General features: G+C 39.1%; 11 protein-coding genes. All 11 read right to left on the reverse strand.

What is annotated here, in order from left to right; genetic code table 11:
- Positions 1-490: 490 nt before the first annotated feature.
- Positions 491-1,360, reverse strand: coding sequence for an ROK family protein (locus tag A5877_RS08320; RefSeq protein ID WP_086316686.1), 870 nt, complete (start codon positions 1,358-1,360; stop codon positions 491-493).
- A 51-nt stretch (positions 1,361-1,411) separates the two neighbouring features.
- Positions 1,412-2,404 carry a LacI family DNA-binding transcriptional regulator gene (locus A5877_RS08325; RefSeq protein ID WP_086316687.1) on the reverse strand — a complete coding sequence of 331 codons (993 nt, stop codon included), beginning with the start codon at positions 2,402-2,404 and terminating at the stop codon, positions 1,412-1,414.
- A gap of 176 nt (positions 2,405-2,580) precedes the next feature.
- Positions 2,581-4,065 carry a glycoside hydrolase family 32 protein gene (locus tag A5877_RS08330; protein ID WP_086316688.1) on the reverse strand — a complete coding sequence of 495 codons (1,485 nt, stop codon included), beginning with the start codon at positions 4,063-4,065 and terminating at the stop codon, positions 2,581-2,583.
- On the reverse strand, positions 4,066-5,673 hold the full coding sequence (locus A5877_RS08335; protein WP_010729375.1) for an ABC transporter substrate-binding protein: 1,608 nt from the start codon (positions 5,671-5,673) through the stop codon (positions 4,066-4,068).
- A gap of 48 nt (positions 5,674-5,721) precedes the next feature.
- On the reverse strand, positions 5,722-6,606 hold the full coding sequence (locus A5877_RS08340; protein WP_005230433.1) for a carbohydrate ABC transporter permease: 885 nt from the start codon (positions 6,604-6,606) through the stop codon (positions 5,722-5,724).
- Between the two features lie 15 nt (positions 6,607-6,621).
- A complete protein-coding gene (locus A5877_RS08345; protein WP_005233042.1) occupies positions 6,622-7,614 on the reverse strand; it encodes a sugar ABC transporter permease in 993 nt (330 codons plus the stop codon).
- 608 nt (positions 7,615-8,222) lie between these two features.
- On the reverse strand, positions 8,223-9,857 hold the full coding sequence (locus A5877_RS08350; protein ID WP_086316689.1) for a glycoside hydrolase family 43 protein: 1,635 nt from the start codon (positions 9,855-9,857) through the stop codon (positions 8,223-8,225).
- 27 nt (positions 9,858-9,884) lie between these two features.
- Positions 9,885-10,601 carry a hypothetical protein gene (locus A5877_RS08355; protein WP_016621143.1) on the reverse strand — a complete coding sequence of 239 codons (717 nt, stop codon included), beginning with the start codon at positions 10,599-10,601 and terminating at the stop codon, positions 9,885-9,887.
- Positions 10,602-10,610: 9 nt separating this feature from the next.
- Complete coding sequence (locus tag A5877_RS08360) at positions 10,611-11,486, reverse strand: carbohydrate ABC transporter permease (RefSeq protein ID WP_016621142.1); 876 nt, start codon at positions 11,484-11,486, stop codon at positions 10,611-10,613.
- Positions 11,487-12,371 carry a carbohydrate ABC transporter permease gene (locus A5877_RS08365; protein WP_016621141.1) on the reverse strand — a complete coding sequence of 295 codons (885 nt, stop codon included), beginning with the start codon at positions 12,369-12,371 and terminating at the stop codon, positions 11,487-11,489. It lies immediately after the preceding gene.
- Between the two features lie 92 nt (positions 12,372-12,463).
- Positions 12,464-13,789, reverse strand: a complete 1,326-nt coding sequence (locus A5877_RS08370; protein WP_016621140.1) for an ABC transporter substrate-binding protein — start codon at positions 13,787-13,789, stop codon at positions 12,464-12,466.
- Between the last annotated feature and the right edge of the window lie 64 nt (positions 13,790-13,853).

The raw sequence follows: 13,853 nt of genomic DNA on the forward strand, positions 1-13,853 counted from the left end.
ACAACACTTTATTAACCCCAATGAAGAGAATGACTGATGAGAAGCTACCCAGCTTTTAGTAAATCAAATTCAAAGGATGTTCGCGTTTGTAGAAAGTTGAATCTTTACCGTTAGCAAAACCGTTCATTACACCGTCACTATTATTAATAAAAAGGATATTCATCCCACCCAAACACAATTAGCACAGGAATATAGAAAGCCAATTAGGCGTAGGCCTAATTGGCTTTAATAAGACATTCTGTTTCCTTTTTCTTTGCTCGGGCTAATAGAAAAAAAACAAGCACTAAGAAGTAATTTTGAGGCAGCTAGACAACAATATAACTGAAGACGAGAACGAAAGAAAAAATTCTTATTTGCGACATTCGATTACGCAAAAAATATATATGAACATCTATTATTAGCCATCCTTTTTACTAGCTCTCATTTTAGTTAACCTTTTTATCTATCCTAACTGCTATAAAAACTCTCTCACACGTTCTTTAACATGCTGCTATTGTTCCAACTTCTTTATTGCTAAAGCTAAGCAGCCGATCAAACCTGCATCGTCAGCAAGCATTGGAGTTAGTAGGTATTCTTCAAGAGCAGGGGTATCCACATAGGAACCCATTTTTTCTTTAAACGCTTGGCGAATCAACTCGAGTAGTTGCGGCTGTTTCATTACACCCCCACCTAAAATTATTTCTTCCGGTGCATATAGTAAAGTTGTGTTATACACACACTGAGCAAGATAATCTGCCTCAATCGCCCAATAAGGATGATCAAATGAAATGGTCTGGGCTTTTCTTCCAAAGCGTTTTTCAATCGCGGGGCCTGAGGCTAACCCTTCCAAACAATCATGATGAAAAGGACAGATTCCTTCAAATTGATCTTCATTATGACGTTGTAAGAGCATATGTCCCATTTCAGGATGACTGAAACCTGTGACTATTTTTCCATCGACTACAGCACCACCACCAACACCAGTACCAACGGTGTAATAAAGAACACTATTTTTACCTTTTCCATACCCTGCCATATATTCTCCATAACAAGCAGCATTTACATCGGTAGTCCAATAGATGGGAACCGACAAGGCGTTTTCCAAAGCTCCTACAAAATGATAATTTTGCCAAGCTACCTTCGGAGTGTTGGTGATATATCCGTAAGTTCTTGATTCGATTTGAATATCAATTGGCCCAAATGCTCCTACACCAATTGATGCGATATTTCCTTTGTACTTATCAAAGAAATCAAACACTTGCTTCATCGTTTCTTCTGGTGTTGTGGTAGGAAAACTTTTCCGTTCTATCACTTGTAATTGTTCATTACCAATCCCACAGACAAACTTTGTTCCACCAGCTTCTATTCCACCATATAACATTTTATCTACACCTTTCATTCACTCATTTTCAAAAAAAGAAACGTATTTGCACTAAGCAAAATCGTTTCTCACTAAAGGTTTCGTTGTGCCACCTTCGCCAAATTCAATCGGCAATACGGTACGTTTTTCTACTGTCTCTCCATTAATGACAGCAATTAATTTTGCCACTGCCACTTCCGCCATTTGCTTTGTAGGTTGGGCAATTGTTGATACGAGATAAGGGTCTCCTTCTGTCATCTTTTGACCATCAAATCCGATAACTTGGACATCCTCTGGTACGTTTTTCCCTATTTTTTCAAGCATACCAATGACAGCTAATGCCATCGGATCGTTGATCGTAAAAATCCCATCGATATCGGAATTCTCTAACAAAAAATTTGTTACACGTTCTGAGAGATGGTCTAAAGGTTCTAACATATCTAACGCTTTATAGGAAATCCCCAGTTGACGGCACTCGATCTCAAAATATTTTCGACGACTCTTCGTTTCATTCGGTGTTTCTTGGTACCCACCGATATATGCTACATTCTGACATCCTCGGCGATAAAGTTCATTTGCAGCCAAACGTCCACCGGCCGCATTGTCAGCGGTCACATAAATCACCTCTTCAGTGAAATAACGGTCAATACTAACAAAAGGCAGATTACTCGAAATGTATTCATCGATATCTGAATAAGTAATTCCAATGATGCCGTCTACTTTATTTTGGCTGACCATCTGGATATATTCTTGTTCTTTTTCACTATTCCCACTGGAGTTACACAAATAAAGCTTGTAGTTTTGTCTTTCTAATGCTGTTTCTACATGGTAGGCAAATTCGCCAAAAAATGGATGCCATACAGTGGGTAGAATCAAAGCAACCGTATTCGTATGCTTCATCTTTAACCCCCGGGCATAAAAATCTGGTTGATAGTTTAACTCTGTCATTGCTGCTTCAACTTTTTCTCTAGTAGAAGCTTTAACAGAGCCGTTATTCAATACCCGGGAAACAGTTCCTACTCCGACACCTGCTAATTTTGCGACATCTTTCATTGTTGCTTTCATAGTTGATCCCTCACATTTCTGCACAAGTTTAGTATAATGAATTTTGTCATAAATTACTAATTTTTTCAAAATACTAATAGCAAAGTCATGGGAAATCTAGCTATCTGTTCTTTTCTAAAAATATTATCCTTCAAAACCTATTAAATAATTGATACACCGCCTAAGCAATCAAACATTTATTTCACACTCGCTGTTTCAAAAGCTTGAATACGACTTTCTCCAATCGAATGAAACAAGATATCTCGAGCTTTTTCCAGCTCATAGAAAGTAGCCGTCATAACTTCTAAACCATTAATAAAGACTTCAACTGATGAGGTATCTCTAAAAATCTCAAGAACGAGCTGATTATCAATCAAAGGTACTTCAACTTTTCGGACATTCAGAGATTCTTCTTCCGCCCCTGTAAGCTCTCTTCCTAGTTTCTGACGATCCAATTCAAAAACCTGTTTAGCAGTGTCATAAGTTAGTTTGAGACAATCCGTCTTAGACCGCAGTAATTCAATTGTAAAAACTTCTGCTTTCTCCAAATCTGCGACTAGATGTAAATATGAAGAATCCGACAGTGCGTTTCGAAATACGACTGATGTGTCAGTCACTGCGATATTTTCACTGCCTTGTTGATAAACTAAATGACTATATACAGTTGAGATGGGTTTTTGTACCAATCGATTTTTTTTCACTCTTAACTCTCGGGGCAAACTCATAGAGCCTGCCCAAAGATGGCCTAACTCATGTGTAGGCAATGTACGATCCCACATCTGCATCCAAGCAATCATCACCCGTCCACCATTAGGATCTGTTGTTGTTTGTGGTGCATAAAAATCCATTCCAAAATCCATTTCATGGAAATTATCAACTATCATCTGACCTGTTTCCCAGTCTACCTCACCAATACAAGCCATGGTAGAACTGATATTATGATATTCCAGTCCGTTCTTCTTGATTTGTATCGGTGACATGATTAAGACATCTCGTCCGTCTAAATGGAATAAGTCAGGACATTCCCACATTATTCCTTGCTCTGAAGTCCCTTCTAGCAACACAGAGTAAAAGTGCCAAGTATACAAATCTGACGATTGAAACATCACTATTCTACCAGTAGACTGTGTAGATTTAGTAGCTACTACCATATAGTAAGCATCGTTGTGAACAATTACTTTAGGATCACGAAATTCTTGTATCAGCCCATTCTCACCTAGCTGTTTTTCTGCTACCACAGGATTACCACTGTATTTGCTAAAATGAATACCATCTTCAGAGACCGCCAAACATTGATGCTGATGGCTAATACCATCAATTTCTTGACAGCCTGTATAAACTAAATATAGTTTTCCGTCTCTTTCAATTGCACTTCCTGAGAAACACCCGCCGCTGTCATAAGGTTGATCTGGGGCTAACGCTACTGGTAGATCTTCCCAATGGACCAAATCACTACTGCGCGCATGCCCCCAATGCATGGGCCCCCATCGACTATCGTAAGGATAGTATTGATAGAAGAGATGGTAATGCCCTTTGTAATATATAAACCCATTGGGGTCATTTATCCACCCGATGGGTGCGGAAAAATGATAGTTTTGTCGATACTGAGGGTTAACTTTTCCTCGCATCATTTCAATAAATCGATTTGCTTTATCCAAAATCGCCGTTTCTTCTACTAACACTTATTGTGCTCCCTTCAAAAAATTATCATAGCCAGTTTGTTTTATTTGAATCCATTCTTCCAAACCTACACGTTCCAATTCAGCAAGGTATTCTTCCCATTCTTCATCGATTTTACCGCCGGTGATCCACTCTGCTCTTTTGCGATAGATGTAATCCCACATATCTGTTTCAATTTTTGCTAATCGATCTGTTTCTTCTTTTTCTAAAAAGACACGTGGATAGATATTGTCTTCTGTAATATATGGCAAATACGTGTCATGCATCAAATCTAAACGCCACTTCGCATCATCTGGCATAGTAGTGACTGTGCCGTAATAAGAATCAAGAACTGCTAATGGTCCTCCAGCTTCGGTTTTTTGTCTTAGTTCCCCCGGTGCTGTCCCCTCTAAAGGCAAATGTTTTAACATACCATCCTTTAATTCAAAAATATTCGCCTGTGCTTCATCACCGTAGGTTCCCCAGTTATTTTGGACAGACTGTAACGGTTCATACATTTTATCTATCCACCTAGCTGTAAGTTCCAAGTTTTTATTCGCACTAGTAATTACGAAACGATCTCTTGAGAAACCCATGCCATTCGTACGAGTAACGTGTTTCGTTCCATCTGGTCCCGCTAAGACTGGCAAGACGTCATAACTATCATCTGCACCCGTGATATTTGCTTTATCCCAAGTAAAGTACACGCCATACTTATGTTCTTTCCCTTTGGCAACATACGTATTCCAATCTTGTTCGAAAGCCTCTTTATCAATAAGACCTTTATTATTCATTTCATTGAAATATTTGATGGCTTCTTTATACCCTTCTTTGTTAGCAGTAAATTGTACTTGGCCATCGTTATCAACGACTAAGTGGTCATCATTATCACCTAGACCGAATGCCCCCATTAAAAATTTTAAGTCTTCGTTTCCTCCATTGTTAATAAAGCTAAAAGGAATTTCATCTGCTTCACCATTACCATTTGGATCTTGCGTCTTGAAAGCCTCCAACACAGTCATCAACTGATCAGTGGTTTGCGGCATTTCAAGACCCAAATTATCCAACCACTCCTTGTTGATCCAAGCCATCCCATTTACTGTATGAATCGACTCTTTTCCTTCGCCTAATTCTTCAATCCAAGGCATAGAGTAAATGTGACCATCAGGTGCAGTAGACATTTGTCGGTATTCGGGGTTTTCATCAAAAATTTTCTTCAGATTTGGCATATAATCTTCGATCAAATCTTCAATCGGTACAATAACACCACTTTCCGCCCAGTTTAATAAATCATAGTCACCTGCAGCGGCGTTGAAGATGGCATCTGGTAAATCACCACTAGCGATATCCAAATTTCTTTTTTCGGCAAAATCACTACTGTAGTTTGTCCAATCAATATGGAGATTGGTCTCTTCTTCTAATCGTTGGAAAATCAATTTGTCATTAGGATCATTGGGAGCCAAAGGGGCACTTTGAGACATCATTTTTAAAGATACTTTTTCTTTCAATGGAAAAGAGACATTTTCTAGTTCATAATCAGGGCTTGATTTACTCTTTTCTTTTGAGCCTCCACAAGCCCCCAAAATTAGTACGGAAGTAAAAACGATTGGCAGCATCCATTTTGCTTTCATCTTAAAATCTCCTTTATAATTTTTATTCATACAAATAGTGAACAATTCTTACCCTTTAACAGAACCAACTAAAACACCTTTATCAAAATATTTTTGGAAGAAAGGATACATTATGATTAATGGCAGACTAGAAATGACGATCGTTGCGTATTTGATCAACTCAGCAATTTGTTTCATTTCTGCCATGGCAGTATTGGCTCCCACCATGTCTTGTGAGGGTTGGTTTTGGATCAAAATATTTCTTAATACGAGTTGCAACGGCTGTAAGTCGGGATCTTTGATGTAAATCATGGCATCAAAATATGAGTTCCATTGCCCAACAAAGGCATATAAAAACAATACGAACATAATTGGTTTAGCTAATGGAAGCATGACTTTGAACAGTATTTGCAAGTCATTGGCGCCATCGATAGTAGCAGCTTCAGAAAGTTCTTTTGGCAAAGCACTAAAATAGGTACGGGCTAAGATAATATTCCACACATTTATAGCACCTGGTACGATAATCGCCCATACACTATCTAACATGCCCAAGTTCTTTACCAATAAATAGGTAGGTATCAAGCCGCCACCCACGAACATTGTAATGACAAAAAAAGTCATAATAATCTTTTTCCCCGCCAAGTTAGGTCGAGACAAAGGATACGCAGTGATCATCGTAATAAATACAGTCAATAAACTGAAGCTAAAAGAGTAAAACAACGAATTTACAAAACCGCGTAAAATGGAATCATCTGCAAATACCCGTTGATATCCTTGTATTGTCCAATCTTTCGGATTGAAGCTTATACCTTTATTGATCAAAGTAGCTGGGTCCATAAAAGAAGCTACCAGTACATAAATCAGCGGAACAATGGTGATGACGACTAAAAAAGTTACAATCACTCGATTCAACCATAAGATTTGACGGTCGATTTTTGATAAAGCACTATTCATAATTTTCTCCTTTCATTACAAGCCTTGACCATCGTTTAGCCGCTTGGTTATATTGTTGACAATCAGTAATAAAACGACATTAATAATCATATTGAACAGACCAACAGCAGCAGAGTAGGCATAATCACCTGATTGCAAGCCGACTTTGTATACATAAGTGGAAATGATTTCTGAGGCAGGGATGTTCATTGAAGTTTGCATCAAGTAGGCTTTTTCATATCCTACATTCATAATACCGCCGGCGGCCAAGATGAAGCTGATCACCATCACAGGCCTCAATGCAGGCAAATCGATATGCCAAATCTTTTGTAAAATATTTGCCCCATCGATATTTGCTGCCTCATATAAATCGGTACTGACTCCCGCCAGCGTCGCGGTGTAAAGAATGGATGACCAGCCGATTCCTTGCCAAATTCCCGATAAAATATAAATCGTTCTGAAATAAGCTGGATTAGACATGAACATAATTGGTTGCCCCGTAACCTTTTCTACTAACCCATTAATAGGTCCATTTGCGGATAGGAACAAAAACAGCATCCCCACGATAATAACTACTGAGATAAAATTCGGCGCATATAGAATCAACTGGATTTTCTGTTTTATTTTTTTATTGATAATTTGATTCAAGCTCAGTGCTAAAATAATTGGTGGAAAAAAACCTAACAATAAACCATAAATGCTAATTTTTAATGTGTTGCTCAGCAAAAGCGTAAAATTTGGTGAACTGATAAATTCCCTAAAGTGATCTAGTCCTACCCAAGGACTTTCCAAAATTCCTAGCATAGGATTATAGTCTTTAAATGCAATCACAGCACCGTACATTGGCACATACTTAAAGATAAACGTCATGATGATACCTGGTAAGAGCAACAAGTACATCCACTTATCACGCCGCAACTGTTTCTTTAATTTTTCCCACTTCGAGATATTTTTTTTATCTCGTTGTACCGCCCTTATCTCACCACCTGGTCCCAATGTCTTTTCCAATTCGATCTCCTCCCAATACATTTTAGAAACGTTTCCATTTTCGTTTAAAAAAATAAAAATTTAACGAAGATGCTTTTTGGAAACGTTCCCACTATTTTCGTTTATAGATTACCACAGCCATTTTTTTAAGTCAATATTTTTTTGTAATTATTCTTTCACCCACACTAAGCTTCCGTCAATTCATTTATGGTTTACGAAAATTGTTAAAAATTAAGGATCTCGATTATTTCATTAATCCTGTTTTTTCTCTACTTTTCTAGCATTCTTCTTTTATGAATTTACTTATCACAACTTGCATTCCCCAATCTCTTTTCTAACAATCATTCACTGTTTAACCGTTCCAATCGGAAGATTATCTAGTTAATTATTTAAAAATAGCTCGGATTCACATTTATTTTTTGCTTTTTAACTAACTAAAAGCGAAAAGATAAGAGTTAAATTTGTAAATGTATATAAGGTTAAGAGCTGTTAGATGAGCTTTTTAGGGGAATCTCGGAAAACTAAGGTCGCCAATCAGGATTGAAAAAAATGCAGGAATTAGGAGTATTCATTTTTTCCGCCAGCTGAAAGAAATTAGCGAAAAAGAGTAAACTCACAAAAAATGAGTTTACTCTAAATCAATATAATAATTAACTGCGCCCTTCCTCATCCATCTCTCGATAATCAAATTCATAAAACACAGCTTTTGTGTCATAGCCTGCATAGTCAACCGCTGCTAGTCCGACAAATGCTCCGGTGAAGAAGCCGCCGCAAGTTTGTAATACATAATCATCCGAGAGAATAGCAGAATCAAATTCGATTGGTAAATCTTGCCATGTTTCTCCATCAAAGGAATAGGCATATCTATAGGTCTGCTTGCGGACTTTTGTTTTGAACCATACAAAATCCACAGCATCTGGAATGGTAATCGCATTTTCTCTTAAGTAGGACGTATAGGTTCCTTGATTATTTTCGGCTACTTCAATTACTTTTCCATTTTCTTCATTCCAAGTAATAAAAACGAAGGACCAGTGTTGGTCATTATAGTAATTGGTTAGTCCTGCCATTTGTTGGTAAGAAAATGGATCAAATTTTACTTTTGTTGTTGCATCAAAATAAAAGGTTTGCCAACGGCGTGCGATCATTGAAAGATCATGGCGATTTGTTAAGCTTCCTTTTCCAATTAGTTCTAGTTTCCCATCGCCTACATTGCCCATCTCTGCTGAAAATGGTACACGAAAGGTCTGCCAGTTTTTATTTAGCTGCTTCTCACTAAAGTCATCATAATGAGAGCGGCTACTCAAAACTTCGGTAGGTGCTGCATCTTTAGGTGCCTCCACGCTTGTCTGTCCCCCATGTCCACCAACGATTCTTGGCCAGTCTTCAGAATCCCATTCAACTTTTTGAATGGCGGTCTCACGTCCTAAAGTTGACCATCCGCGAGGATTTGTCACCGACTCGTTTTCTCGATGTAAGGGTCTGGCACATAGTGATGCATAGTACCATTCGCCTGAAGGAGTAGACACAAGCGCCCCATGTCCTTGCTTTTGCAAGTATGAATGAGGCGTATCGTAATTGGTTAGAAACGGTCCATGAGGATCGGTCTCGAACGAATCAGCTTCCAGTGAAGAGGACCTAGCTACGACTTCTTGATGGGTAAAGTCAGTTCCACCTTCTGCCACAAATAAATAGTAACGCCCATTTATTTTGTATAGATGCGGTCCTTCAACTAATCCTACATTCGTTCCTTCATAAATCATTCGAGCAGTTTCTGGTTTCAACTGCATGGTTTCTACATCAAATTCGGTCAGTGTAATGCCATTGAAAGGATTTTTATACTCTCGATGATCCCACGTCTGTTGCACGAGGTATTTTCTGCCATCCTCATCATGAAACAGAGAGGGATCAAAGCCAACACCATTCAATCGAATCGGTGTAGTCCACGGTCCATGGATATTCGTTGCGGTAGTCAAATAGTTGGTCATGTCCTTAAATGCCCCATCCACAACTTTGACGTCGGTAAACACCAACCAAAATTTATTGTCTGCATAGGATAAGTCTGGTGCCCATATTCCACCAGACGACGGATTTCCCTTCATGTCTAGCATCTCTACTGAATCGAGAGGAGCATCCAGCAGTTTCCAATGGACCAAATCTTTTGATTCGTGCAAACGAATCCCAGGGAACCATTCGAACGTTGAATTAGCTATATAGTACGTATCTCCTACTCGGATGATGGACGGATCAGGATGAAAGCCGGATAAGACAGGATTTTTTATTTTCATAGGAACACCTCTTTTTTTAAATTTAAGCTACAGTTTTTGATTAGTATTCATTTCAAGCCGTTCGCCCTTGTTGCCCCACTCCTCAAAAAACAAATCAAGTGAAAATCGTCGAATCAAATTACGATACACGCCGTAATTGATTGCACCACTAAGAAAACAAAGATACGCCAAAGAGAAATACTGCATTAACAAAATTGACAGTCCAATAAATGCACTATTATAAACCGTGACTAAAGGCAAACGGTAGCTTATCAGCAACGACCATTCTATTTTCTTCTTAAATGGGATTTGAGTGACGCGAGAATCGCTTGAGATCAGTAACACAAAGAGCATACTGCTTAATAAAAAACAGCTCGTCAGGACAAATGGCAAAAACATAACAGAGCGTTGATATAATATCAGTGTTTTCAGTCCAAAGAGGATCAAGAGAATGATCAGAGAATACAAGAAATATAATCCCCAGTTTTTCTTCAAGCATTCTCGATAGTACTGAAAATAGTTCTTTGTAATCGATAAATGCTCTGGGTTGTTAAATAAGCCGAATTGAGCGGACAGACTTGCAATAAAAAATACTAGGGGTACCCAAAAGAAGACAATATTATTCAGAGTCAGTCGAAGAAAAAACAAGTGCATCAGGAGTAAACTATTCGACAGGATGAAATACAGCTGATAAACCAAAAGCCGATAGGCTGAGTGGACGATGGTAACGGTCCACTCAGAAATAGCGTGAAAGAAAGGATTCATAATTACCTCCTATCCTTTGATACCCGAACTTGTAACACCTTCGACAAAATACTTTTGCGCGCTGAAGAATAAGATGATTGCTGGCAATAATGAGATCACCGACATTGCAAACACTTGATTCCATGGGGTATTAGTAGATGGATCAACGTTGAGCCGCAACGCAAGAGATACTGGGAATTTGTCTTGTGAAGTGATATAAATCAATGGACCTAAGAAATCACTGAAACTCCAAACGAATTGAAAAATCACACAAGAAATCAGTGCAGGTTTTAATGCCGGAATCAGGACACGCCAGAGAACACCGAAAGAAGAACAACCGTCAACGATCGCTGCTTCATCGAGATCCCGTGGAATTGAACGCATAAACTGGATCATCATGAACACGAAGAAGGGTTCTTGTCCTAAAAATGAATTGGCCAGTAACGGAACATACGTATCTAATAGATCCAAGCGATTCCAGAAGAGATACAAGGGGATTCTGGTTACGACTTGAGGTAAAAACATCGTTGCCATTAACAACGAGAACATGATTTTCTTGAATGGAAAGTCAAACCGAGCAAATCCATAGGCTGTAAGAGTCGCCGAGACAACGGTAAAAAGAATCTTTGGAATGACGTATTTAAAGGTATTGATAAAATACAAGGTGAACGTATAATCGCCCTTGGTGTTCCAACCATCAATATATGCTTGGAAATCAATCGTTGAAGGAATGAAGCCGATTGATGTGAAAATCTCTGTGTTCGTTTTGAAGGACGCTCCAACCATCCAAATAATTGGATACAGCATAATCAGTGCAACGACCGTCAACAAAACATAGCGAATCAGTGCTTGACCATGCTTATTCGAGTGCTTCTTTTTTGCAGATGCTATAGGGGTTGCCTCCATTTATTTCCCACCTCCATCAGAATAATAGACCCATCGTTTTTGGCTCGTGAAAAGAAGAACCGTTGAACAAACAATCAACGCAAACAATACCCAACTTGCCGCACTTGCGTAGCCCATATCAAATTCTTTAAATGCTTTATCATAAATAAACATTGAGGACAGATACGTGGCATTGAGGGGACCACGACCGGTGACAATAAAAGGGCCGTTAAATTCTTGAAAGGCATTGTTCAGTTGCATCACTAAGTTGAAAAAAATGGTTGGTGTGATCAAAGGAATCGTAATTTTGAAAAACTGGGTCACCCTTGATGCGCCGTCCAAACTCGAGGACTCATACAAATCCTGGGGGATTTCCTTCAATGCAGCTAAGAAAATCAACATTGAGGAACCAAATTGCCACACTTTCAAGAGAATTAAGACGACCATTGCGCCTGTAGGTGTCGATAACCAGTTAATTGGCTCGATGCCAACGGTTCCTAGAAAAATATTCACCAAACCTTCTGGTTGAAACATTGATCGCCAAAGCACACCAACGGCCACGTTTCCTCCTAGAATCGAGGGAATATAATACGCCGTCCGATAGAAATTGATGGCTTTTAATTTGAAATTCAGAATAAACGCAACGAACAACGCAAACCCTAGTTGAAAAGGTACAGTAAACACTGTATAAATTAATGTCGCCCGCATCGAATCAAGAAACGTTTGATCCTTAAAGAGATTCACATAATTTTGAATGCCTAAAAATGCAGGTGTCTGTCCGACACGAGCCAAAGAATAATCGGTCAGTGAGTAATAAAATGAAGACAAGATCGGCCAAGCGGTCAACAGTAAAAAGCCAATCAGCCAAGGGGTTACATAGATCAAGCCCACTTTTTCCTTTTTCATAAAATCCCTCCAATCTTTTTGACAACGATTCACGACACTTCATGGAAGCAAACAAAAGCCATTCACCCCCCATAAAGTATGCGGATAGTTGTCTATTGCAATTTATAGTCTTTCGCAAGCTTTTCGGCTTGTTCTTTTGTTTTCGTGTAAACGTTGCGAGCAGCTGTTTCTAAATCCGTTCGTCCTAATTCGACAGCTTCCATTTCTGCAGTGTAAATAGTCGTTAAGGTACCATCTTCATAGAACGGCGTCTGGTTGATTTTTGCGACACTTTGGGCGTACTCAAAGCCTTCTTTCATCACACCTGATAATTGTCCATCTTCTGTCAATACTTCGATCGCTTTGCTAGAAGCAGGAATCCCTCTGGAAAGACCCAAAATTTTATTTGCTTCCTCGCCATTTAAAAATTCATTTAAAAATGTGCCTACTTCTTCTGGATGTTCGACATTTTTCCGAACGGCAAAAAGCAGTGAAGGTTTTGACATTAAATTCACCTCGGTGCCGCCTTCTGCGATTGGGTAGTCAACGACGACCATTTCATCCCCTACTTCTTTCAATGCTTCATAATTAGAAGACATACTGGCATTCCAATCGATGCCGCCCGCATATTGTCCTTCAATCCACTTTTTGTTGGTGGCTAAGGATACCGGTTCTGAGCCGACATTTTCTAAATAATCTTGTCTTGAAACGAAGACCCCAGCATCTGCCATTTCCTTATACCAAGTCATCGCTTCTAAATAGTCTTGTTCTGTCCAATTCATATTTCCTTGTTCATCAAACTCAGACGTTCCAGTCTTTTGTTGCAACCAAATGGTTACTGGAAAACGCCAAGTTGGGGATACGACACAAAAGGTCCCTTCTGGTAACTTCTTAGCGGCTTCCACATAATCGTCCCACGTCTTCAACGTAGTGACATCAATACCATGTCTTTCATATTCGGATTTGTTTAAATACATAACTAAAGTATTTTCCCCATAAGGAACGGCAACCTGCTTTCCATCAACTTGTCCGAATGCCAAAAAATCAGGATCATAGGTGGACAGATCCAAACTATCGATTGTATTAAGATCATAAAACCCGTCATTTTGCCCGAATTGCGGCACCCAATTGTAGAGTAAAGTCGTGATATCCGCCAAAGTATTGCCAGCATACCTCGTCGTGAAGGCTTGATCCAAATCGCCAAAGCCGCTCGGCTCTCCTTTGACTGCAATTTCAGGATGCTCCTTTTCAAAATGAGCGATCATCTCTTGGGTTGCCTGGTGGCGATCGTCATTTCCCCACCAACTAAAGCTGATTTCTACTCGATCACCACTCCCCGTTGTCTCAGTCTTTTTTCTCCCAGCATTGCATCCAGCCAACACCAACGATATCGAAAGCAAAGAACCTACCACTATCAATTGTTTTTTCCATTTTTTCATCACTCTTCCTCCTGATTCTTTTTAGTAAGTTGGATAAACTAACTTATATTACAAAAAATTTTAC

Origin of the sequence: Enterococcus sp. 3C7_DIV0644, from assembly GCF_002141235.1 — a bacterium.
GTDB lineage: Bacteria > Bacillota > Bacilli > Lactobacillales > Enterococcaceae > Enterococcus_D > Enterococcus_D entomosocium.